General features: G+C 50.4%; 21 protein-coding genes. 18 read left to right on the forward strand and 3 right to left on the reverse strand.

Going from position 1 to position 24443, the window contains the following annotated elements:
- The first annotated feature begins 55 nt into the window (after positions 1-55).
- Together thiL and pgpA are read left to right on the forward strand one after the other, a co-directional pair.
- Positions 56-1030: a thiamine-phosphate kinase gene (thiL, locus tag ACF8PK_RS02325; RefSeq protein WP_055466483.1), complete on the forward strand. Its 975-nt coding sequence runs from the start codon at positions 56-58 to the stop codon at positions 1028-1030.
- On the forward strand, positions 1027-1533 hold the full coding sequence (pgpA, locus tag ACF8PK_RS02330) for a phosphatidylglycerophosphatase A (protein ID WP_004724904.1): 507 nt from the start codon (positions 1027-1029) through the stop codon (positions 1531-1533). The genes thiL and pgpA overlap by 4 nt, the downstream gene beginning before the upstream one ends.
- 45 nt (positions 1534-1578) lie before the next feature.
- On the opposite strand, the gene ACF8PK_RS02335 is transcribed toward pgpA, so the two are convergent.
- The 3 genes from ACF8PK_RS02335 to map form a co-directional block, all read right to left on the reverse strand.
- The gene (locus ACF8PK_RS02335; RefSeq protein ID WP_004724902.1) at positions 1579-1959 is read right to left on the reverse strand and encodes a DUF3461 family protein; all 381 of its coding nucleotides are present in this window, start codon (positions 1957-1959) and stop codon (positions 1579-1581) included.
- A 131-nt stretch (positions 1960-2090) separates the two neighbouring features.
- Positions 2091-4715: a bifunctional uridylyltransferase/uridylyl-removing protein GlnD gene (gene glnD / locus ACF8PK_RS02340; RefSeq protein ID WP_158107709.1), complete on the reverse strand. Its 2625-nt coding sequence runs from the start codon at positions 4713-4715 to the stop codon at positions 2091-2093.
- A gap of 148 nt (positions 4716-4863) precedes the next feature.
- Positions 4864-5706, reverse strand: coding sequence for a type I methionyl aminopeptidase (gene map, locus ACF8PK_RS02345; RefSeq protein ID WP_014204556.1), 843 nt, complete (start codon positions 5704-5706; stop codon positions 4864-4866).
- Between the two features lie 407 nt (positions 5707-6113).
- Between map and rpsB the strand changes: the two genes are divergently transcribed.
- From rpsB to dnaE, 16 genes are all read left to right on the forward strand, one after another.
- Entirely contained in the window at positions 6114-6842 is a 729-nt protein-coding gene (rpsB, locus tag ACF8PK_RS02350; protein ID WP_004724897.1) for a 30S ribosomal protein S2, read from the forward strand.
- 133 nt (positions 6843-6975) lie between these two features.
- A complete protein-coding gene (tsf, locus tag ACF8PK_RS02355; RefSeq protein WP_004724893.1) occupies positions 6976-7818 on the forward strand; it encodes a translation elongation factor Ts in 843 nt (280 codons plus the stop codon).
- A gap of 147 nt (positions 7819-7965) precedes the next feature.
- Positions 7966-8697, forward strand: coding sequence for a UMP kinase (gene pyrH / locus ACF8PK_RS02360; protein WP_004724892.1), 732 nt, complete (start codon positions 7966-7968; stop codon positions 8695-8697).
- Positions 8698-8733: 36 nt separating this feature from the next.
- Positions 8734-9291 carry a ribosome recycling factor gene (gene frr / locus ACF8PK_RS02365; protein ID WP_004724891.1) on the forward strand — a complete coding sequence of 186 codons (558 nt, stop codon included), beginning with the start codon at positions 8734-8736 and terminating at the stop codon, positions 9289-9291.
- 94 nt (positions 9292-9385) lie between these two features.
- A complete protein-coding gene (gene uppS, locus ACF8PK_RS02370) occupies positions 9386-10138 on the forward strand; it encodes a polyprenyl diphosphate synthase (RefSeq protein ID WP_004724890.1) in 753 nt (250 codons plus the stop codon).
- Between the two features lie 16 nt (positions 10139-10154).
- Positions 10155-10997, forward strand: a complete 843-nt coding sequence (locus tag ACF8PK_RS02375) for a phosphatidate cytidylyltransferase (protein ID WP_392439947.1) — start codon at positions 10155-10157, stop codon at positions 10995-10997.
- Between the two features lie 51 nt (positions 10998-11048).
- Positions 11049-12257, forward strand: a complete 1209-nt coding sequence (gene ispC, locus ACF8PK_RS02380; RefSeq protein ID WP_154180326.1) for a 1-deoxy-D-xylulose-5-phosphate reductoisomerase — start codon at positions 11049-11051, stop codon at positions 12255-12257.
- Positions 12254-13612 (forward strand): sigma E protease regulator RseP, encoded by a 1359-nt coding sequence (gene rseP / locus ACF8PK_RS02385; RefSeq protein WP_004724884.1) that lies wholly within the window; start codon positions 12254-12256, stop codon positions 13610-13612. The genes ispC and rseP overlap by 4 nt, the downstream gene beginning before the upstream one ends.
- Before the next feature lie 48 nt (positions 13613-13660).
- Positions 13661-16069 carry an outer membrane protein assembly factor BamA gene (gene bamA / locus ACF8PK_RS02390; protein WP_004724882.1) on the forward strand — a complete coding sequence of 803 codons (2409 nt, stop codon included), beginning with the start codon at positions 13661-13663 and terminating at the stop codon, positions 16067-16069.
- Positions 16070-16083: 14 nt separating this feature from the next.
- Complete coding sequence (locus ACF8PK_RS02395) at positions 16084-16593, forward strand: OmpH family outer membrane protein (protein WP_004724881.1); 510 nt, start codon at positions 16084-16086, stop codon at positions 16591-16593.
- 10 nt (positions 16594-16603) lie between these two features.
- Entirely contained in the window at positions 16604-17638 is a 1035-nt protein-coding gene (lpxD, locus tag ACF8PK_RS02400; RefSeq protein ID WP_014204560.1) for a UDP-3-O-(3-hydroxymyristoyl)glucosamine N-acyltransferase, read from the forward strand.
- A 116-nt stretch (positions 17639-17754) separates the two neighbouring features.
- On the forward strand, positions 17755-18186 hold the full coding sequence (gene fabZ / locus ACF8PK_RS02405; RefSeq protein ID WP_004724879.1) for a 3-hydroxyacyl-ACP dehydratase FabZ: 432 nt from the start codon (positions 17755-17757) through the stop codon (positions 18184-18186).
- 1 nt (position 18187) lies between these two features.
- Positions 18188-18976 (forward strand): acyl-ACP--UDP-N-acetylglucosamine O-acyltransferase, encoded by a 789-nt coding sequence (gene lpxA / locus ACF8PK_RS02410; protein WP_004724878.1) that lies wholly within the window; start codon positions 18188-18190, stop codon positions 18974-18976.
- A gap of 125 nt (positions 18977-19101) precedes the next feature.
- Complete coding sequence (gene lpxB, locus ACF8PK_RS02415; RefSeq protein WP_055466480.1) at positions 19102-20241, forward strand: lipid-A-disaccharide synthase; 1140 nt, start codon at positions 19102-19104, stop codon at positions 20239-20241.
- Positions 20242-20256: 15 nt separating this feature from the next.
- Positions 20257-20877, forward strand: a complete 621-nt coding sequence (gene rnhB / locus ACF8PK_RS02420; RefSeq protein ID WP_004724876.1) for a ribonuclease HII — start codon at positions 20257-20259, stop codon at positions 20875-20877.
- Between the two features lie 74 nt (positions 20878-20951).
- Positions 20952-24431: a DNA polymerase III subunit alpha gene (gene dnaE / locus ACF8PK_RS02425; RefSeq protein WP_392439952.1), complete on the forward strand. Its 3480-nt coding sequence runs from the start codon at positions 20952-20954 to the stop codon at positions 24429-24431.
- Positions 24432-24443 lie beyond the last annotated feature (12 nt).

Genomic DNA, 24443 nt, shown 5'->3' on the forward strand with positions numbered 1-24443 from the left:
CCTTTTTTATTTCGCTGCTACACTCTTTTCTGTTCAGAAAGACTTGGAATTTCCGATGTTTGGTGAATTTAACCTAATCGATAAATACTTTTCTTCACGCCAACCACAACGTAAAGACGTGCATCTTGCCTTGGGCGATGATTGCGCGGTCGTCAAAGCGCCCGACAATGTGCGCATCGCGATCAGCACCGACACGATGGTGGCGGGGATTCATTTTCTTCCTCACGCCAACCCTGCTTGGGTTGCGCACAAAGCGCTGGTGTCCAATCTCAGCGACTTGGCCGCCATGGGTGCGACGCCCGCTTGGGTATCGATGGCACTGACGTTGCCTGAAATCGATGAAACCTGGCTCGAACCGTTTTGTACCGCCTTCTTTGACTTGGCCAATTATTACAACATTCAGCTTATTGGTGGCGATACCACCAAAGGCCCGCTCAGCATCACGTTGACCGTCCAAGGCTTTGTGCCACAAGACAAAGTGCTGCTGCGTAGTACCGCCAAAGTGGGGGATTGGGTCTACGTGACAGGTGAGTTGGGAGATAGCAAAGCTGGTCTGGACGTGATTCTGGATGACGCCAAACGTCATGAGCCGTTTGCAGACGAGCTGGAAAAACGCCATTACTTGTCCACGCCTCGAATTCTCGCAGGTCAGGCCTTGCTCAATTTGGCTTCTTCAGCGATCGATATTTCGGATGGCTTGATTTCAGATCTCGGCCACATTCTGCATCAGTCGCAGGTGGGCGTGAGTTTGGATGTGAGTGCGTTGCCGATGTCACAAGCGCTGCGCCAGTTCACCGGACACATTCAGCTTGCACAACAATACGCGCTGACCAGCGGTGAAGAGTATGAACTGTGCTTTACCGTCTCAGAGCAGAACAAAGGCTCACTCGACAGTGCACTGGCTCATTGTGGTACCAAGGTCACCTGCATTGGTCAGATTCGGCCCCAGGGAACGTTTGAGCTACATAACCATGGCGAAACGTTGGATTGGGATCTGCGCGGTTACGATCACTTTAAGGACACGATATGACCAATCCAAAATCTCGACTCTCGATGACCAACCCATGGCACCTGTTGGCCACTGGATTTGGTAGTGGCTTATCACCGGTTGTGCCGGGCACCATGGGCACGCTCGCCTCTGTGCCTGTGTATCTGCTGTTGGCGCATTTGCCGTTGACGGCTTATGTGGTGGTGGTGATCGCGGCCAGCTTGATTGGCATTAAGATCTGTCAGGTCACCTCGAATGACATGCAAGTGCACGATCACGGTTCAATTGTGTGGGATGAATTCGCGGGTTTTTGGATCACCATGTTGATTGTGCCCGCGTTGCAACTGCCGGTCTTTGACTGGAAATGGGTCGTGACAGGGTTTGTGCTGTTCCGCTTTTTTGACATGGTGAAGCCGTGGCCGATTGGCTGGCTCGATAAACGTGTGCACGGCGGGCTCGGAATCATGATTGATGATTTGGTCGCAGGTGTGATGTCTGCCATTGTCCTCGCCGCCATCGGCCATTGGGCAGGCTGGCTTAGCTAACAAAAAAGGTTCCCCGTGGGGAACCTTTTTCAATTGAATCGGGAGTTAAAGCTTCTCGAGATCGGATTCAATTTCCGCGATTTTACTCGCCACCACTTTTTCAAGATGGCGCAAGTCGCTGAGGATTTTCTGCTTCACATCGACTTGAGAAATCTGCACGTTCTTGGTGATTTTGTTCAGCTCATCGATGATCAACGTCAGATTGCGATTGATTTCCGTGACCTCTTTGTATTGATGACTGCCACTGTCAACCAACACATTCTTTACTTGCCTTGGGTATTTAAACTTCACACTCTTGGCAAACAGTTCACCTTTCTGCTTTTTGAAATAGATTTTTAAGACATCTTTGTGCGCTTCCTGACGCAATGAATAGCGTTCAATCTGCGTTGGATCTGTAATCCCTAAACCCGTGAGGTGTGGAAACATAAGCGACCTCTATATTATTTTTGTTACATCAATGACCTGAATTCAATGTAGCAGTCTAATCCTGTGGTAGATAGCTTAGTTGCTACCCATACGCTTAAGTTGTGGACAAGATCGCTATTCCTTTGTGCCACTTAGCTTGGCGCTAATTCAGACACGTTTTCAATCAGCCTTTCTCGCAGTGCCAACTCTTCTTCCTCACTCAAGCGGGCGCCGTGTGCACCAGTCAGGATGAACAAGTCTTCTGCGCGCTCGCCGATGGTGGTGATTTTCGCTGCATGTAAGTCGAGATGCAGCTCAGCAAATGTCGCGCCAACGGTGGCCAGAAGCCCCGGCGTATCCAAAGCGACGAACTCCATCAATGTGCGTTTCTTGCTCTTGGTCGGCAGAAAGTCGACCTGAGTTTTAACCTTAAAGTGTTGTAGGTTACGCGGGATGCGACGGGTTTTAATCTTGGTCGGGCGGCCATCTTCCAGCACATGCACCAGATGTTTACTGAGTGCTTTGTGACGCGATTCTTCTATCGCCTGACCGTTTTGATCCAGCACCATAAAGGTATCGAGCACGTAGCCATCTTTGCTGGTCATGATCTGCGCGTCGTGAACGTTGAGGTTGCGGCGGTCAAGCTCTGCCACCACGGTGGCAAACAGCGCCGGTTGGTCCTTGGTGTAGACAAAAATTTCAGTGCCGCCGCGAGTGGCTTTTTTGCTCACCATCACCAAGGGTTGGGTCGGGTCTTCATGGCGTAGCAAGTGTGTGCAGTGCCACGCGATCTGTTTGTGCGTATGGCGCAGGAAGTAATCGGCTTTAAAGCGTTGCCACAGCAGTTCGATTTCGCGGCTGCTAAAGCCCTCTTTGCGCAGCAGTGCGGAGGCGAGTTGTTGGTTGTGACGAATGCGATCGCGCACATCAACCGGGTTTTCCAGCCCGCGGCGCAGCGCGCGTTGCGTTGAGTAAAACAGTTCGGCCAGCAGCGTGCGTTTCCAACTGTTCCACAACTCCGGGTTGGTCGCGCAAATGTCGGCGACGGTCAAACACACCAAGTATTCAAGGTACTCCTCGTCGCGTACTTTTTTCGCGAACTCAATGATGACATCCGGGTCGTAAATATCCCGGCGCTGCGCGGTGACCGACATCAGGAGGTGGTTTTGTACCAACCAAGCCACCAGTTTGGCTTCGGGTTTGGATAAGCCGTGTTCGATGCAGAAATCATAGGCTTCCACGGCACCAATTTCGGAGTGATCGCCGCCGCGACCTTTGCCGATGTCGTGGAAGATGGCAGCGAGGATGAGTAGTTCTTTCTTCTGAATTTTTGGGTAGACTTCGCAACAAATCGGGTGTTTTTCATGGTTTTTCATATCCGAAAAAACATGAATGTGTTTTAACAAACGAATGCTGTGTTCATCGACGGTGTAGACATGGAACAGGTCGAATTGCATCTGGCCGACGATGTGACTCCATTGGGGCAGATAGGCTGCCAATACGCCGAGTTTGTGCATCTGACTGAAGGCTTTATGTAGCGCATTGGGATGGCGAACCAATTCCATGAACTTCTCGCGCGCTGCCGGAATGGTGTGCAGGAATTTGTTGAGGCGGCGGCGAGCGGTGCGTAATTGACGCATGGTTGATGGCGATACCCCTTCGATGGTGGAATCGTTCGCCATGTGCAAAAACATATCGAGAATGGTTTCCGGACGCGCCTGAAACAGGGCCGGTTTGCGCGCTTCAATCAAGTTGCCACGACGCTGGAAATCCTCGTCGATGATGTCGGGTTCGCTCTCTTCGCCGTTATTTAAAATCGCCTGATCAAACAGTTTGAGTAGCATTTTGTTGAGTTCGGCCACGCGGCGCAGCGTGCGGTAGAACTCCTTCATCATCATTTCAACGGGGCGGTTGCCCTCGCCAGTAAAGCCAAGGTTTTCGGCCACTTGCGCTTGGTGAGCAAACGTCAGGCGGTTGTCGTATCGTTTGAGCTCTAAATGCAACGCAAAGCGCACGCGCCACAAAAAGTCCTGACACTCAACCAACTCGCGAAATTCGGCATCGGTTAAAAAGCCATAACGGCTCATTTCATACAATGTGGTGGCGCCAAAATGGCGTCGCGCGACCCAACCGAGGGTGTGAATGTCTCGCAGGCCACCCGGCGTGGATTTGATGTCCGGTTCGAGATTGTAAGTGGTGTCGTGATAGCGGGCGTGTCGTTCTCGCTGCTCTTGAATCTTGGCGCGATAAAAGGTTTCGCTCGGCCAGAAGCTTTCGGAATGAATCACCAGTTTGAGGCGGTGGAAGGTTTCTTCACTGCCGCACAAGAGGCGCGCTTCTTGTAGGTTGGTGGCGACCGTTAAATCTTCTCGCCCAATATCGGCACACTCGGCGACAGTGCGCACGGCGTGGCCGACTTCCAAGCGTAAATCCCATAAAAAGGTAATGAACTGGCTGATCTTTGCGGCGATCTCGTCGTTTAGTTTGTTGTGTGACACCACCAGAATGTCGATATCCGACAGCGGGTGCAGTTCACCACGGCCGTAGCCCCCCACCGCGACCAAGCTCAAATCGTGTATCTCGGCAAAGCCAAAATGTTGCCACAGTCGACGCAGTAACAGATCCATGTACTCTGCGCGACCAAGCACCAAATCGGTGACCGGATTATGGTTGAGGAATTCGTCTCTCTGATATTGAGCGAAGTGTTCAAGCTGTTGTTTCAGCTCACTGATGGTCAGTTGTTCTTCGTTGAAACTCAGCGGCGATAAATAGGGCATACAATGCGGTCCGTGCAAGTCTTTCATACAATAATGAGATTGAATCTATCAGATAACCCCAAGGCGGCTCAAGCAACGTTGCTGCAATTGGCTGGCTGGAGAAAGTGGATAAAAAAAATCCCTGCCGAAGCAGGGATGAGTATGTGGGTTATGCGTTGTGGAACACGCGAGGAATGCTTTCCTCTTTGCGTAGGGTGAGGATTTCACAGCCGTCTTTGGTCACCAGAATGGTGTGTTCCCATTGCGCAGAGTTTTTGCCATCGGCGGTGTAGACGGTCCACCCATCTTCATCGTCCAAACGACAGCCGAATTTACCGGCGTTGATCATCGGTTCGATGGTGAAAATCATGCCTTCACGCAGCACTGTGCGATCGCTATTTTTGTAGTGAACCACTTGCGGTTCTTCATGGAATTCGGCACCGATACCGTGACCACAGTAATCGCGCACGATCGAGAATTTCGCACGTGGGTTGTTTTTGTTGTTGGTCTTGATGTGTTTTTCAATCGTGGTGCCGATTTCACCCAGTTGGACACCCGGCTTCACTTTTTTCAGTGACAGGTACAGACACTCTTGTGCCACCAAGCACAGACGTTTGTCTGCTGGCGCTACTTCGCCCACTTGGAACATTTTCGACGTGTCACCGTGGTAGCCATCTTTGATAACGGTGATGTCGATGTTCAGGATGTCACCATCTTTCAGGACGCCCGGACGCAGCAATTGACCGAAGTGACTATCGGCTGTGGCTGGAATACCGTGGCACACGATGTGGTTGATTGAGGTACAAATTGATTTCGGAAAACCGTGGTAGTTGAGAGGTGCTGGAATTGCGCCTTGAACGTCGGTGATGTACTGATGACAGATCTGGTCCAGTTCTTCGGTCGTGACGCCCGCTTTCACATGAGGTTCGATCATTTCTAGAACCTCAGCCGCCAAACGGCCCGCTACGCGCATCTTTTCAATTTCTTCAGCATTCTTAATTTTTACAGACATCGGCTTTCTCTATTAACGCTAGGCACAGGGTGTGCTAATGGCGTTATTGTAACAGTGGAAGAGGGAAGCGCAAGAAGTGAGGCGAGTAAGAATGAGAATTAGAGTCGCTTCACTTAGGGAACGAACAGGCGGATTTGGGCGTGATTCAGGCTCGAAAAGCGCGGGGCAGAACAGGGCGTTTTGCCAATTAAAAGGCATTTTTTTCTAGCCACTGAAGGGGCAAATATGATATAAAGCGCGCCGGAATCTCGGTCTGTTTTCTTCATTATGGCGAAGCAGTGTCGAGTCCACTAACATTTAACTTTAAATCACACACATTCCGACACGTGTTCCGGGGTGCTTCCAGCGAGGCTGAGAAGTCGGAGACATGGGGGATGTGGAGGCCTAACCCCATAGAGGATTATATAATGGCAACTGTATCAATGCGCGATATGCTGAAAGCTGGTGTTCACTTCGGTCACCAGACTCGTTACTGGAACCCAAAAATGAAGCCATTCATCTTTGGCGCTCGTAACAAAGTTCATATCATCAACCTAGAAAAAACTGTACCAATGTTCAACGAAGCACTAGCTGAGCTGGCTAAAGTTGGCGAGAAAAAAGGTAAAGTTCTTTTCGTTGGTACTAAGCGCGCTGCGTCTGAAGCTGTTAAAGAAGCTGCTATTGCAAGCAACCAGTACTACGTAAACAACCGCTGGTTGGGCGGTATGCTGACTAACTGGAAAACTGTTCGTCAATCAATCAAGCGTCTGAAAGATCTAGAGACTCAGTCTACTGACGGTACTTTCGACAAGCTGACTAAGAAAGAAGCTCTAATGCGCACTCGTGAAATGGAGAAGCTAGAGAAATCTCTTGGTGGTATTAAAGATATGGGCGGCCTACCAGACGCTCTATTCGTAATCGACGCTGATCACGAGCACATCGCTATCAAAGAAGCTAACAACCTGGGCATTCCAGTGTTTGCGGTTGTTGATACTAACTCTAACCCAGACGGCGTTGATTTCGTTATCCCAGGTAACGACGACGCAATCCGTGCAGTTCAACTATACCTGAACGCAGTTGCTGAATCAGTAAACGAAGGCCGCAACAAAGACGTTGCAGCAGTTGCTGACAAAGACGGTTTCGTAGAAGCTGAATAATAGCGGCTCTGAGTTACACTTAGCTCTATGTGCCACAACGCTGAAGCATAAGCTAAGTTATAGTTAGCATTGGGGGCCGAAAATGTAGGCCCCCAATTTTTACCATATCCAGAATCAAACTGAGGAATAGAGAATGGCTGTTACTGCTGCTCTAGTAAAAGAACTGCGCGAACGTACTGGCGCAGGTATGATGGAATGTAAGAAAGCACTTGTTGAAACTGACGGTGACATCGAGCTAGCGATCGAAAACATGCGTAAATCTGGCGCTGCAAAAGCTGCTAAAAAAGCAGGTAACGTTGCTGCTGAAGGTACAATCGCAATTAAAGACGCTAACGGTGTAGCTGTACTTCTTGAAGTGAACTGCCAAACAGACTTCGTTGCTAAAGACGGTAACTTTACTGCATTCGTTAACCAAGTAGCTGAAGAAGCTCTGGCAACTAAAGCAACAGTTGAAGAACTGCAAGCTAAGTTCGAAGAGACTCGCGTTGCTCTAGTAGCAAAAATCGGCGAAAACGTAACTATCCGTCGCGTACAATACGTTGAAGGTACTGCTCTGGCTTCTTACCGTCACGGCGAGAAAATCGGTGTAGTGGTTGCTGGTGAAGGCGACGCAGAAACTCTGAAACACATCGCAATGCACGTTGCAGCATCACGTCCTGAGTACGTAAACCCAGAAGACGTACCAGCTGACGTTGTAGCAAAAGAGCGTGAAGTTCAAGTTGAAATCGCGATGAACGAAGGCAAGCCTAAAGAAATCGCAGAGAAAATGGTTGAAGGCCGCATGAAGAAATTCACCGGCGAAGTTTCTCTGACTGGTCAGCCTTTCGTGATGGAACCTAAGAAATCTGTTGGCGAAGTCCTGAAAGAAAAAGGTGCGTCAGTTTCTACATTCGTTCGCCTAGAAGTGGGTGAAGGTATCGAGAAAGCTGAAGGCCTAAGCTTCGCTGAAGAAGTAGCTCTAGCTCAAAAAGGTTAATCCTTAGCGAGAAGGCTCAGAAAAAGACCGTGGCCATGGCTACGGTCTTTTTACGACCAAGGCGAGATTAGTCGTGATGAATGTGCTCACACTTTGAGTGCATCCATGACTGTTAATCAACAACTCTCTTTGTGAAGGTAAAAGTCCATGACAACGAACCCTAAACCAGCATATCAACGTATCCTGTTAAAACTGAGCGGTGAAGCGCTTCAAGGTGAAGAAGGTTTTGGTATTGATCCAGCCGTACTTGACCGTATGGCTCAAGAAGTGAAAGAACTGGTGGAACTGGGTGTTCAGGTGGGCGTTGTTATCGGTGGTGGTAACTTGTTCCGTGGCGCAGGCCTAGCCGCTGCTGGTATGAACCGTGTTGTGGGTGACCACATGGGGATGTTGGCAACAGTAATGAATGGCTTGGCAATGCGTGATGCACTGCACCGTGCTTACGTGAACGCACGTGTGATGTCTGCCATTCCTCTCAAAGGTGTGTGTGACGATTACAATTGGGCCGATGCGATTAGCCAACTACGCCAAGGCCGTGTGGTCATTTTCTCGGCGGGTACAGGCAACCCATTCTTTACCACCGATTCAGCAGCTTGTCTGCGCGGTATCGAAATTGAAGCGGACGTAGTTCTCAAAGCGACAAAAGTAGACGGCGTTTACAGTGCTGACCCGGTAGCCAACCCTGACGCACAACTGTATGATAAGCTCGCATACAACGATGTACTTGATAAAGAATTGAAAGTGATGGATTTGGCAGCGTTCACGCTGGCTCGTGACCACAAAATGCCAATCCGTGTCTTCAACATGAACAAACCAGGCGCACTACGTCGCGTGGTGATGGGTGAAGCGGAAGGCACGTTGATTAGCTCCGCAGTATAATCACTCTCAAGATGAAATAAGAATTAAGGTGAAATTGTGATTAATGAGATCAAAAAAGACGCTCAAGAGCGTATGGACAAAAGTGTTGAAGCACTGAAGAACAACCTGCAAAAGGTTCGTACTGGTCGTGCGCACCCAAGCCTGCTATCTGGCCTCTCTGTTGAGTACTACGGTGCAGCAACACCTCTTAACCAAATCGCGAACGTAGTGGCTGAAGATGCTCGTACTCTTGCGATCACCGTGTTTGATAAAGAACTGACACCAAAAGTTGAAAAAGCAATTCTGATGTCAGATCTGGGCCTGAACCCAATGTCTGCAGGTACAGTAATTCGCGTGCCACTGCCACCGCTGACGGAAGAGCGTCGTAAAGACCTTGTTAAAATCGTACGTGGTGAAGCTGAAGGCGGCCGTGTTGCGGTTCGTAACATTCGTCGTGATGCGAACAGCGATCTGAAAGCGCTGCTGAAAGACAAAGAAATCTCTGAAGATGATGATCGTAAAGCTCAAGAAGAAATTCAAAAGCTGACCGACATCGCAGTGAAGCGTATCGATGATGTGCTTGCTGCTAAAGAAAAAGAGCTGATGGAAGTTTAATTCCCTCCTCTCGCCAGTGTAAAAAACGCTGTGCTCGCAGCACAGCGTTTTTTTATGCTACTCTTCGTCATCTTTTTGTCGTCATTACGTTTCTATGCAAAATTCGCAACTCTCTTCAGATGTTTTACCTCAGCACATCGCAATCATTATGGATGGCAATGGCCGCTGGGCGAAAGCACAAGGCAAACCCCGAGTCTTCGGCCATAAAAATGGCGTTGCCGCTGTCCGAAAAACCATCTCTACCGCTGCGAAATTAGGGATCAAAGCTGTCACACTGTTTGCCTTTAGCAGTGAAAATTGGCGTCGTCCTGAAGAAGAAGTCGGTGTGTTAATGGAGCTGTTTATCACAGTTCTTTCGACCGAAGTCAAAAAATTGCACAAGAACAACCTACGTCTTCGTATTATTGGTGATAAGAGCCGTTTCAGTGAGCGTTTACAAGCTAAGATCGCTCATGCGGAAGCATTGACGGCCAACAACACCGGTCTCGTGGTGAACATCGCCGCGAACTATGGTGGAAAATGGGACATTACGCAGGCAGCCCGTGACATTGCGGTTAAAGTGGCGCGTGGTGAAATTAGCCCAACTGATATCGACGAAGCGTTGATCACCGAACACCTCACCATGGCGGATATTCCGGAAGTCGATCTGCTGATCCGCACCAGTGGTGAATGCCGCATTAGCAACTTTATGTTGTGGCAACTGGCTTACGCAGAAATGTATTTTACGCCCGTGTACTGGCCAGAATTCGGTGAAGACAGTTTAATTGAAGCAGTGACTTGGTTTGTGAATCGTGAGCGCCGATTTGGTTGTACCGGTGAGCAAGTTAAGGCATTGATGGAATCATAAAATAGGATTTCTAAGTTTGAAGCAACGAATTATTACAGCGCTCATACTTGCACCTTTGGTCATTTTAGGCATTTTTTTCTTGCCATTGCCTTGGTTCATTCTCGCCTTGGGCGTTGTGACTCTATTGGGATTTTGGGAATGGACCCAGTTTGTTAATGACTCATCGCGTTATGTGGCCTTACTGCCTGCTGTTGTGGTCGGTGGGGCAAGCTTTTTCCTGATTTCCCCTTGGACGGAGTCGCTGAGTCAGATTACGGGCATTCATTATGTGGTGCTCGCACTCGGCACACTTTGGTGGCTGTATTCCAGTTTTCTCGCTATCACCTTTCCTCGTTCACGCCGCTGGTGGGAATCGTCTAATCCTGCGCGCCATCTGTTTGGTTTACTGACGCTATTACCCTTTTTCTGGAGTGTGATCTTCCTGCGTGCAGAAGGCATTGAGGGCGATTTCTTTCACGGTGCGAAGCTGGTGATGTTTGTTTGCTTCATCGTATGGGCTGCAGATAGTGGTGCGTACTTTACCGGTAAGAGCCTAGGGAAACACAAAATGGCCCCTGCGGTCAGTCCGAACAAAACCATTGAAGGCCTGATTGGTGGTGTGATTGCCGCCATGGTGGTGGGGTGGTTGTTCGCCGATTGGTTTGCGATTGAGTTTTCATCGCTGGGTGCAATGTTTATCACTATTTTGCTGACCGTTGTGATTTCGGTGTTGGGCGATTTGGTGGAAAGCATGTTCAAACGTGTCTCTGGCATCAAAGACAGCAGCAACATTATTCCTGGTCACGGCGGCATTCTTGACCGCGTCGATAGCCTGACTGCTGCGTTCCCTGTGTTCGCTCTTCTCTATTTCTTGTTCTAACGTCTGGGCAGCCCTATGGGCTGCTCACACTCAACCACGACGGTTTTTGCTATGCGTAAATTAACGATTCTGGGAGCGACAGGTTCAATTGGAGCCAGTACGCTTAAAGTAGTTGCAGAGAATCCTGAACAATTTACTGTGGTCGCGCTCGCGGCAGGTGGCAATGTAGATAAAATGCGCGAGCTGTGTGCTCGTTGGCGACCGAAATACGCGGTCATGGCAACATCAGACGCCGCATTGCGTTTAGCTGACGAACTGCGCGCCCTCAAATTGCCAACCGAAGTGCTGTATGGCGAAGAGGCCATGTGCCAAGTGGCAGCGTGTGATGAGGTCGATACCGTGATGGCGGCGATCGTTGGTGCGGCGGGTTTATTGCCGACCATGGCGGCGGTGAAAGCAGGCAAGCGTGTGCTGCTGGCGAATAAAGAAGCCTTGGTGATGTCTGGCCAACTGTTTATCGATGCCGTGGAACAGTACGGCGCAGAACTGATGCCGGTTGATAGCGAACACAATGCAATTTTCCAATGCCTGCCGGCGGAGATTCAAACCCGTCTGGGGCGCTGCGATCTCAAGCAAGGCGGCATTTCTCACATTCTATTGACTGGCTCGGGTGGTCCGTTCCGTTACAGTGACATCAACACACTCAAAGACGTGACGCCTGAACAGGCCATTGCCCACCCGAACTGGTCGATGGGGCCAAAAATTTCAGTCGATTCGGCGACGATGATGAATAAAGGCCTCGAGTTTATCGAAGCCAAGTGGCTGTTTAACGCTGCGCCAGAGCAATTGAAAGTGCTGATTCATCCGCAGTCGGTGATTCACTCCATGGTGCAGTATTTGGATGGCTCGGTGATTGCTCAACTGGGTGAGCAAGACATGGCGACGCCGATTTCGCTCACCATGGCTTACCCGCAGCGTGTGGTGTCTGGTGTGAAAGCGCTTGATTTTACGCGCTTGAGTGAGTTGACCTTCCTTGAGGTGGATTACGCGCGCTACCCGTGCTTGAAGTTGGCCATTGATGCCTGCTACGAAGGGCAGCATGCGACCACATCCTTGAACGCGGCAAATGAAATTGCGGTACAAGCCTTTTTGCGTGGTCAGATTCGCTTTACTGACATTGCAACCATCAATGAACGCGTGTTGTCTAACGTGTGTGGGACAAATAGTCCGTTACATTCCTATACCTTGGAAAGCCTGATTGAGCTCGATACAATGGCGCGTAGTTTGGCATCTCAAGAGTTGAAAGAGCGATTGTTATGAGTGGCATTTTATGGAACCTCGTGTCATTTATTGTTGCACTGGGGATTCTGGTCGCCGTGCACGAATTTGGCCATTTCTGGGTGGCGAGAAAGTGTGGCGTCAAGGTTGAAAAGTTTTCGATTGGCTTTGGTAAGTCGCTGTGGAAACGGGTTGGAAAAGATGGCACCGAATACAGCATCTCGGTGATTCCCCTCGGCGGCTACGTCAAAATGCTGGATGGCCGAGTCGACGACGTGACACCGGATCAACAAGCCTTCGCATTTGATAAAAAGCCGCTGTGGAAACGAGCTGCGATTGTCAGTGCAGGGCCTGCGTTTAACTTCTTCTTTGCGGTGTTTGCGTACTGGCTGGTGTTTATGATTGGCGTGCCCGCGGTTAAACCCGTGGTGGGCCACGTTGCGCCGTATTCGATTGCCGCCAATGCGGGCCTTGAATCGGGTATGGAAATCAAAGCCGTTTCAGGGACACAAACACCAGATTGGGAATCCGTCAATATGGGGCTGATCTCCCATATCGGGGATCAACGCATGACGTTGACGGTTTCTTCGCCGAATGGTGTCGGCGTCGACGAAATCAAAACTTTTGACCTGAACGGGTGGAACTTTGATCCTGAAACAGAGTCTGCTATGGGAGCGCTTGGCTTTAAGCCGTATACGCCGGAAATCTCTTCGGAGCTGACCAGCGTATCGCAAGACGGCGCCGGTGCACGTGCTGGGTTATTAGAAGGCGATGTGTTGACGCATATTAATGGTCAACCGATCACCGATTGGCAACAAGTGATTGATGCGATTCAAACCCATCCGAACCAAGCATTAGTGATTGATATCGAACGTCAGCACGAGTCGCTGTCGTTGTCGCTCACTCCGGATGCGCGAACACTATCTCAAGGAAAAGTCATTGGTTTTGCGGGAATCGCACCTAAAGTCGCAGATTGGCCGCAAAGTTATCGATTTGAGCTGCAATTTGGTGTATTTGAATCGTTCGGTAAAGCATTTGAGAAAACCGGCCAGGTGATTGACCTGACCATCAGCATGCTGAAGAAGCTGGTGGTGGGCGATGTTGGGCTGAACAATCTCAGTGGCCCAATTTCTATCGCGAAAGGCGCGGGAGCAACCGCCGACTACGGCTTGGTTTACTTCCTTGGCTTTTTGGCGCTGATCAGTGTCAACTTGGGCATCATCAACTTGGTGCCGCTGCCGATGCTCGATGGGGGGCACCTGTTGTTTTTTGCAATTGAAGCCATTACTCGTCGTCCGGTTCCGGAAAAAGTGCAGGAAATGGGCTATCGCATTGGCGGTGTGATCATCTTCTCTCTAATGGCCGTGGCAATATTTAACGATTTTACTCGCCTGTGATTGATAAGCATTAGGCAAAGGTTGTAGTAAGGAATAACTAGAACAAATATGGCAATGAAAAAAATCCTTTTCGCGACACTGCTCGCAACAAGCGTGTCGGCGAATAGTGCCGAAAATTTTGTGGTGCAGGACATTCAAATTCAGGGGTTGCAACGTGTCGCTCTGGGTGCTGCATTATTGAAAATGCCGGTACGTATTGGCGATACGGTGGATTCTCAGGACGTTGCTGCCATCATCAAAGCGTTGTATGCCTCGGGCAACTTTGAAAACGTCAAAGTGTTGCGCGATGGCAATGCGTTGGTGGTTGAAGTTAAAGAGCGTCCGACCATTGCGAGTGTTTCTTTCTCGGGCAACAAAGCGATCAAAGAAGAACAGCTGCAACAAAACCTCGATGCTTCCGGTATTCGTGTGGGTGAAGCGCTGGATCGCACCAAGCTAAGCAACATCGAAAAAGGTCTGGAAGACTTTTACTACAGCGTGGGTAAATACAACGCGACAGTAAAAGCGGTGGTGACGCCACTGCCACGTAACCGTGCGGACCTGAAGTTTGTCTTTACTGAAGGTGTCTCGGCCAAAATTCAACAAATCAACTTCATCGGCAACGAAGTCTTTTCTGACAAAGAATTGCTGTCACGCTTCAACCTGAAAGTGGATGTTGCGTGGTGGAACTTCCTGTCTGATGACAAATACCAGAAGCAGGTGTTGGCGGGTGATATTGAAGCGCTGCGCACGTTCTATTTAGATCGTGGCTACCTGAAATTCCAAGTCGATTCCACGCAAGTGTCTATTTCGCCGGATAAGAAAGGCGTTTACATCACCATGAACCTCGATGAGGGTAAACCGTACACGGTCAAAGATGTGCAGTTCCGTGGTGAGTTGATTGGTAAAGAAGACGAATTCAAATCACTGATCCCGTTTGAAATGGGTGAAACCTACCGCGGTTCGTCGGTCACACAACTGGAAGAAAGCGTGAAGCGCGTGCTGGGCGAAGCGGGTTACGCTTACCCACAAGTGCGTACCATTCCAGAATTTGACGATGAAACTCAGCAAGTGTCGCTGGTGGTGCACGTTGAAACCGGTAAACGGATGTACGTGCGTGACATTCGTTTCGTCGGCAACAACGCAACCCGTGATGAAGTGCTGCGTCGTGAAATGCGTCAGATGGAAGGCGCTTGGTTGAACTCGAAATCGATTGATACCGGTAAAGCGCGTCTGAACCGTTTGGGTTTCTTCGAAACCGTTGATGTACAGACTGTTCGTGTTCCGGGGACCGAAGATCAAGTGGATCTGGTGTACACCGTGAAAGAGGCTAACTCGGGCAGCGTGAACTTCGGTGTCGGTTACGGCACGGAATCAGGCGTGAGCTTTACGGTGGGCCTGACTCAGGACAACTTCTTGGGAACGGGGAACCGTGTGGGCATTAACGCCACCACCAACGACTACCAGAAGAACGTCACGTTGGAATACCGTGACCCGTACTGGAACCTCGATGGTGTCAGCTTGGGCGGTAAAGTGTTCTATAACCAGTTTGAAGCGTCAGAAGCCGGTATCGTTGACTATACCAACGAAAGTTATGGTACCAGTCTGACGTGGGGTTTCCCATTTGATGAACTCAACCGCTTTGAATTTGGCGTCGGCTACACCCACAACAAGATCGGCAACCTAACGCCTTATCTGCAGGTGGAGCAGTTCCTGTGTAACTTAGGGGATTGTAGTCCAGATAACTTGATCACCGATGACTTCGATGTCAACGTTGCGTGGACGCGTAACAACCTCAACAAAGGTTACTTCCCAACCGCCGGTAACTACCAGCGTGCGTCGGGTAAAATTACGGTGCCGGGGTCGGATGCCAAGTATTTCAAACTGCAATACGATGTGCGTCAGTATGTGCCGCTCACCAAAAAGCATGAGTTTACGCTGTTACTGCGTGGCCGCTTAGGGTACGGTAACGGCTACGGTCAAACGGATGGTAACGATAACCTGTATCCATTCTATGAAAACTTCTATGCGGGTGGTTTTACAACATTGCGCGGATTTGGCTCTAACACAGCGGGTCCGAAAGCGGTGTATCGTGATTACTCGGGCTCCAACAATGGTAGCGATACCGCAACCGACAACTCCGTCGGTGGTAACGCCATTGCGCTGGCCAGTATTGAGCTGATTGTACCGACGCCGTTTGCTTCAGATGAAGCTCGCAGCCAAGTGCGAACCAGTATCTTCTACGACATGGCAAGTGTGTGGGATACCGAATTTGATTACCGCAGTAGCGGTGCCGATTATGGCAACAATTACTACTACGATTACTCGGATCCAACCAACTACCGTTCATCATACGGTGTGGCATTGCAATGGATGTCGCCGATGGGACCTCTGGTCTTCTCGCTGGCGAAACCTATTAAGAAATACGAAGGTGACGACGAAGAATTCTTCACTTTCACTATCGGACGAACCTTCTAATAGAGGAAACTATTTTGAAACACATCATCAAAGCAGCAGGTGTTAGCCTTATTGTTCTTAGCTCATCGTTTTTTGCTCAGGCTGCTGAAGCGGCGCAAAAAGTGGGATTCATTAACACCGCACAAGTGTTCCAAGCTCTGCCACAACGTGAAGTGGTTCTGCAACAAATGCAGGAAGAGTTCAAAGATAAAGCTGCTGAGTTGCAAAGCATCAAAGCAGACGCTAAGACTAAAATTGAAAAACTGAAACGTGATTCTGAGCTGATGAGCCAGGATGACGTGGAAAAACTGCGTATCGAAATCGGTCAACTGGACAGCGCTTACAAGATCAAAGCACAAGCTCTAGAACAGGCATCAGCTCGCCGCGAAGCGGAAGAGAAGCAGAAACTGTTTAAAGTGATTCAAGATGCGGTCAAGAAAGTCGCTGAAAAAGAAGGCTACGATATGATTGTTGATATCAGCGCCATGCAATACGGCAAGGCGGAGTACAACATTTCAGAAAAAGTAATCAAAGCAATCAAATAATTAAAGCATTATGACAACACTAACTTTAGCCGAATTGGCAACGATTACTGGGGGCGAACTGCATGGCGATAGCCAAGCTGTGGTGCGTGGGTTAGCCCCGATGGATCGTGCGCAGGAAGGCGATATCACCTTCCTGTCGAACCCAAAATACAGTAAACATCTCGCATCATGTAAAGCGACCGTCATCATGGTGAAGGCAACTGAGCGAGAATTGTGTCCATCAAACGCCTTGGTCGTCGCCGACCCGTATGTGGCGTTCGCGAAAGTGACGCAGGCGCTGGATACCACGCCAGCGCCGGCTTCGGGTGGCATTGCGCCGAGCGCGGTCGTGGCTGACGACGCTAAGTTAGGTGAAAACGTGTCCATCGGCGCCAATGCCGTGATCGAATCCGGCGTTGAGCTGGGCGATCACGTGATCATTGGTGCGGGCTGCTTTATCGGGAAGAACGCAAAAATCGGCAATCACACCAAACTGTGGGCCAATGTCAGCATTTACCACAATGTGGTGCTGGGCGAGCATTGTTTGGTTCAGTCGAGCACCGTGATCGGTTCTGACGGTTTTGGCTATGCCAACGAGCGTGGTGAGTGGATTAAGATTCCGCAGCTGGGCTCGGTGCGTATCGGCAATCGTGTGGAAATCGGTGCGTGTACGACGATTGACCGCGGTGCGCTCGATGACACGGTGATCGAAGACAACGTGATTCTTGATAACCAACTGCAAATCGCCCATAACGTGCACATCGGATATGGTACGGCGATGGCCGGTGGTACTATCGTTGCTGGCAGTACCACGATTGGTAAATACTGCATCATTGGTGGCGCTTCTGTTTTGAATGGTCATATCCAAATTGCCGATGGTGTCACCATTACCGGTATGGGGATGGTCATGCGCAGCATTGAGGAGAAGGGCATGTATTCGTCCGGTATTCCGCTGCAAACCAATAAAGAATGGCGTAAGACAGCCGCGCGTGTGCATCGAATTGATGACATGAATAAGCGTTTGAAAGCGGTCGAAAAGCTGCTTGAGCAGAAATCGGACGCTTAATTCCGTGTTTTTGCTGAAAAGGCTCGCAATGTGCGAGTCTTTTTCGTCTATAATGCCGTAAACAATTTTATGTATTTATAAATAGGAATATGACTTTGACTACTGAAAAGAAAATGATGAATATCACTGAAATTCAGGAGCTTCTTCCTCACCGTTATCCATTCTTGCTGATTGATCGCGTGACTGATTTTGAAGAAGGTAAATACCTGATTGGTTTGAAAAATGTTTCAGTGAATGAACCTCAGTTTACCGGTCATTTCCCACAGCTTCCTGTTTTCCCAGGGGTACTGATTCTTGAAGCCATGGCTCAGGCAACGGGCTTGCTGGCATTCAAAACGTTTGGTGCGCCAAAAGAAAATGAACTGTATTACTTCGCTAGCATCGATAACGCAAAATTCCGTAAGCCAGTGGGCCCGGGTGATCAACTGATCATCGAAGTGGAATTTTTGAAAGAGCGTCGTGGCATTGCACTGTTTAACGGCGTCGCTAAAGTTGATGGCGATGTGGTGTGCTCTGCTGAACTGAAATGCGCACGTAGAGAGTTTTAATATGATCCACGAAACGGCACAAATCCACCCAATGGCGGTGGTCGAAGAAGGCGCAGTGATTGGCGCTAACGTAACGGTTGGGCCGTTTACCTACATCACGTCGGGTGTCACCATCGGTGAAGGTACTGAAGTGATGTCGCATGTTGTCATCAAAGGCAACACTGTGATTGGTAAAGAGAACCGTATTTTCCCGCACGCTGTGATTGGTGAAGAAAACCAAGATAAGAAATACGGTGGTGAAGATACACGCGTGGTGGTCGGCGATCGCAACGTGATTCGCGAAGCGGTGCAAATCCACCGTGGCACAGTGCAAGATAAAGCGGCTACTGTGGTGGGCGATGACAACCTGCTGTGTGTGAATGCGCACATTGCACACGACGTGATTGTGGGCAATAACACGCACATCGGTAACAACGCCATTCTGGGTGGCCACGTGACCGTGGAAGACCACGCAGGCGTGATGGCGCTATCGGCCATTCACCCGTTCTGCACTGTCGGCGCTTACGCCTACATCGGTGGGTGTTCTGCGGTCGTGCAAGATGTACCTGCGTACGTTCTGGCGCAAGGCAACCACGCGACACCATTTGGCTTGAACTTGGTGGGCCTGAAGCGCAACGGCTTCGAGAAAGATGAAATTCGCGCACTGCAAAAAGCATACAAAGAGATTTACCGTTCAGGTAAAACTCAGGCTGAAGCATTGCCGGTTCTGAAAGAAATGGCCGAACAATGGCCATCGATTCAGCGTTTCATTACGTTACTGGAGACATCAGAGCGTGGCATCATTCGCTAAGCTTTGCTGAATTCACATCATGAAAAGATCGCCCGGCAGCGGGCGGTCTTTTGTGTTTTATGGACAGTCTCTTTTTTCAAGGGATTGTCCATAACACTCATCAAAGCTTAAAGAGGACGTTTAGCGTGGAGAGACCATTACGCATTGGCATCGTCGCAGGCGAATTATCCGGTGACACATTGGGCGAAGGCTTCATTAACGCGGTGAAAGCTCGCTATCCCGATGCTGAGTTTGTCGGGATTGGTGGGCCAAAAATGATCGCGCAAGGCTGCCAATCACTGTTTGATATGGAAGAGCTGGCTGTGATGGGGCTGGTGGAAGTGCTAGGCCGTCTGCCGCGTCTTCTGAAAGTGAAAGCGGAACTGGTGAAGTACTTCACCACCAATCCGCCGGATGTGTTTGTTGGTATTGATGCGCCGGATTTCAATTTGCGCTTAGAGCACGATCTCAAGCAAGCGGGCATCAAAACCGTTCATTACGTCAGTCCATCGGTGTGGGCGTGGCGTCAAAAACGCATCTTCAAAATTGAAGCTGCGACCAATCTGGTGCTGGCGTTCTTGCCTTTCGAAAAAGCCTTTTACGACAAATTTAACGTGCCATGTGAGTTTATTGGCCATACGTTGGCGGATGCGATTCCATTTGAATCCGACCGGCGTGCGGCGCAAGACTTGTTGGGCCTTGACCCTAATCAGCGCTGGTTGGCCGTATTGCCGGGCAGTCGCGGAGGGGAAATGAAGATGCTGGCGCAGCCGTTTATCGAAACTTGTCAGCGTTTGCAACAGCGCTATCCAGACCTAGGGTTTGTGGTGGCACTGGTCAATCAAAAGCGCCGTGAACAGTTCGAAGCGGCTTGGCAACAATACGCGCCGCAACTGAATTTCGTCTTGGTGGACGATACTGCGCGTAATGTGATTACAGCGTCGAATGCAGTGATGCTGGCGTCGGGCACGGTGGCACTGGAATGTATGCTGCTCAAACGCCCGATGGTGGTTGGCTACCGCGTCAATGCGATCACCGCCTTTTTAGCCAAGCGTCTGCTGAAAACACCGTATGTGTCGCTGCCGAACATTCTGGCTGACCAAGCGCTGGTGAAAGAGCTATTGCAGGAAGATTGCACGGTCGACAATCTGTATCACGAAGTGTGTCGTCTGCTGGATAACGACAACCGAGAGATGCTGGCGAAGTTTGACGAAATGCATCACTGGATCCGCAAAGGCGCGGATGACCAAGCCGCGAACGCGGTGCTTCATTTAATTCAACATTGATTCGGATAGACTCCCATGGCGAAGAAACCTGAAAAAGAACTGCCTCCGTTTGAGATCCCTAGCGGTTATCACTTGATTGCCGGTGTCGACGAAGTGGGCCGTGGCCCCTTGGTGGGGGATGTGGTCACCGCGGCGGTGATCTTGGATCCGAATCATCCGATTGAAGGCTTGAACGATTCGAAAAAATTGTCCGAGAAAAAACGTCTGGCGTTGTTGCCAGAAATTCAGCAAAAAGCACTGGCGTGGTCGGTTGGGCGTTGCAGCCCGCAAGAAATTGATGAGCTCAACATTTTTCAAGCGACCATGTTGGCGATGCAGCGAGCAGTCGACGGGCTGGCCATCAAACCCGACCTTGTGTTGGTGGATGGCAATAAGATTCCATCATTGCCGATGGATGCCCAAGCCGTGGTGAAAGGCGACTTGCGCGTCGCTCAAATTAGCGCCGCTTCCATCATTGCCAAAGTCGTGCGCGATCAGGAAATGGAAGAGCTCGACAAAGCCTATCCGCAGTTTGGGTTTGCCAAACACAAAGGCTACCCAACCAAAGCGCATTTTGAGGCGATTGAACAACATGGTGTCATTGATCAGCACCGCCGTAGTTTTGGCCCCGTAAAACGGGTACTTGGGCTGGAATAAGCTCTGTAACTCCGCCCAGATTCACGTAGAATAACCGCCAGTCTCCAATCTCAGATACTCCAGGACAGAATTGAATGTCAGACCCGAAGTTTATCCACTTACGCATTCACAGTGATTTTTCCATGGTTGACGGCTTGTCAAAAGTGCCGCCACTGGTGAAGAAAGTGGCTGCGATGGGCATGCCAGCAATGGCGCTGACAGATTTTACCAACCTCTGTGGCTTGGTAAAGTTCTACGGCACGGCACACGGCTGCGGCGTTAAGCCGATTGTTGGCGCTGATTTTCTTGTGCGTTCGGAAGAGTTTGGCGATGAGTTGACTCGGCTCACCGTGTTGGCGAAAGACAATGTTGGGTACAAAAATCTCACGTTGCTGATTTCAGATGCCTACCTGCGTGGGCACGTGCAGAACCAACCTGTGATCGACAAAGAGTGGTTGATTAAATACGCCGAAGGTTTGATTCTCCTGTCCGGCGCCAAAGGCGGCGACATTGGCCGTGCGTTGCTCAAAGGCAACCAAGCGCTGGTGGAAAAATGCGTGGCGTTCTACCAAACCCATTTCACAGACAACTTTTACCTTGAATTGGTTCGTACCGGCCGCGCCGACGAAGAGAATTACCTGCACTTTGCTTTAGAGCTGGCTGAACAAGCCGATTTGCCGGTGGTCGCGACCAACGATGTGGTCTTTATTGACCCCGACCAATTCGATGCGCACGAAATTCGTGTCGCCATTCACGACGGTTACACGCTGGAAGATCCGCGTCGTCCGAAAAACTACAGCGCGCAGCAGTACCTTCGTAGCGAAGAGGAAATGTGCGAGCTGTTTGCCGACATTCCGGAAGCACTCGAAAACAGCGTCGAGATCGCGAAGCGGTGTAACGTGACTGTGCGTTTGGGTGAATACTTCCTGCCCGCGTTCCCAACTGAAGGGATGGAAGAAACCGAGTTTCTGGTCAAGAAATCTCACGAAGGCTTAGAAGAGCGCCTAGAATTTTTGTTCCCCGATCCGGCGGTGCGCGCTGAGCGTCGCCCGGCTTACGATGAGCGTCTGGAAATTGAGCTCAAAGTGATCAACCAGATGGGCTTTCCGGGCTACTTCCTGATCGTCATGGAGTTCATTCAGTGGTCCAAAGATAACGACATTCCCGTGGGGCCTGGCCGGGGGTCAGGTGCGGGTTCCTTGGTTGCGTACGCGCTGAAAATCACCGACCTTGATCCGCTGGAATACGATCTGCTATTCGAACGTTTCCTGAACCCGGAACGGGTATCGATGCCCGATTTCGACGTCGACTTCTGTATGGATAAACGCGATCAGGTGATTGATCACGTGGCGGAGATGTATGGTCGCGACGCGGTATCGCAGATCATCACGTTCGGTACCATGGCGGCCAAAGCCGTTATTCGTGACGTGGGCCGTGTGTTGGGGCATCCGTTTGGTTTCGTCGACCGTATTTCGAAAATGATCCCACCCGATCCGGGTATGACGCTGGAAAAAGCGTTCAAAGCGGAACCTGCGCTACAAGAACTGTACGACGCAGACGAAGAAGTGAAAGAACTGATCGACATGTGTCGCATTCTGGAAGGGTGTACGCGAAACGCCGGTAAGCACGCGGGTGGGGTGGTGATCTCGCCAACGGCGATCACCGATTTTGCGCCCATCTACTGTGACTCCGAAGGCCACCATCCCGTGACGCAGTTCGATAAGAACGACGTGGAATACGCTGGTCTGGTGAAGTTTGACTTCTTGGGGCTGCGAACGCTGACCATCATCGACTGGGCATTGGGTTTGATTAACCCGCGCCGTGAAAAAGCCGGTGAACCGCCCGTGCGAATTGAATCGATTCCTTTAGTGGATCCGGCCTCATTCCGCATGCTGCAAAACTCGGAAACCACCGCGGTGTTCCAGCTTGAATCGCGCGGCATGAAAGAGTTGATCAAACGTCTGCAACCCGACTGTTTTGAAGACATCATCGCCTTGGTGGCCCTGTTCCGTCCGGGCCCGCTGCAATCGGGCATGGTGGACAACTTTATCGACCGTAAACACGGCCGTGAAGCGATTTCTTACCCGGATGAAAAGTGGCAGCACGAGTCACTGAAAGAGATTTTGGAGCCGACCTACGGCATCATTCTCTATCAGGAACAGGTTATGCAGATCGCTCAGGTGCTGGCGGGCTATACGCTCGGCGGAGCGGACATGCTGCGTCGTGCGATGGGTAAGAAAAAACCAGAAGAGATGGCCAAGCAGCGTGCCGTCTTCCAGTCTGGCGCCGAAAATAACGGTGTTGACGGCGAACTGGCGATGAAAATCTTCGATCTGGTAGAGAAATTTGCTGGATATGGCTTTAACAAATCGCACTCAGCAGCCTATGCTTTAGTATCGTACCAAACCCTGTGGCTGAAAACGCACTTCCCGGCGGAATTCATGGCGGCGGTGATGACGGCGGATATGGACAACACCGAGAAAGTGGTGGGCCTTGTCGATGAATGCATGCGCATGGGGCTGACTGTGTTGCCGCCAGATATTAACTCGGGACTGTACCGATTTAACGTCGATGACACGGGCGCCATTGTGTACGGGATCGGCGCGATCAAAGGGGTGGGTGAAGGCCCGATTGAAGTGATTCTTGAAGCGCGCAACAAAGGCGGCTACTTCAAAGACCTGTTTGATTTCTGCGCGCGCATTGACATTAAGAAAGTCAACAAACGTGTGATTGAAAAGCTGATTTTAGCTGGCGCACTGGATCGCTTGGGGCCGCACCGTGCAGCGATGATGGCGTCACTTGATGATGCGGTGAAAGCTGCCAGTCAGCACCATCAGGCGGAAGCGTTTGGTCAAGCAGACATGTTTGGCGTGTTGACTGATGCGCCGGAAGAAGTTGAACGAAAATACATTCAGGTTCCTGAGTGGCCGGAGAAGGTCTGGTTGGAAGGGGAGCGCGAAACGCTCGGCCTTTATTTGACCGGGCACCCGATTAACGCCTATCTCAAGGAACTCAATAAGTACACCAGTTGTCGATTGAATGAAGCCATGCCGACGCGTCGCGATCAATCGCTAACTGTGGCTGGGTTGGTGATTGCCGCCCGCGTGATGACCACCAAGCGGGGAAACCGCATCGGGTTGATGACGCTGGATGACCGCAGCGGCCGAATGGAAGTGATGCTGTTTTCTGATGCGCTGGATCGGTATGCAGAATTGTTAGAAAAAGATAAAATTCTGGTGATTTCCGGACAGGTCAGCTTTGATGACTTCAATGGTGGCCTTAAAATGTCGGCGCGCGAAGTCATGGACTTGGGCAGCGCGCGTGAAAAATATGCCCGTGGTTTATCGATCTCGATTGAACAGTCACAGGTTGATGAACAGTTTTTTGAGCGCTTTAGTCAGATCTTAGAGCCTCACCGAGCAGGGACTGTCCCTGTCAATGTATACTACCAGCGCCCCGATGCGCGCGCGCGCCTGACGTTAGGCACTGAATGGCGTGTGACTCCAAGCGATACATTGTTAGACGAATTAAAACAGCTACTTGGCAATGACCAGGTAGAACTTGAATTTAACTAAAATTCAGCTGCG

Origin of the sequence: Vibrio sp. CJQ_6 (assembly GCF_043106745.1) — a bacterium.
Lineage (GTDB): Bacteria > Pseudomonadota > Gammaproteobacteria > Enterobacterales > Vibrionaceae > Vibrio > Vibrio furnissii.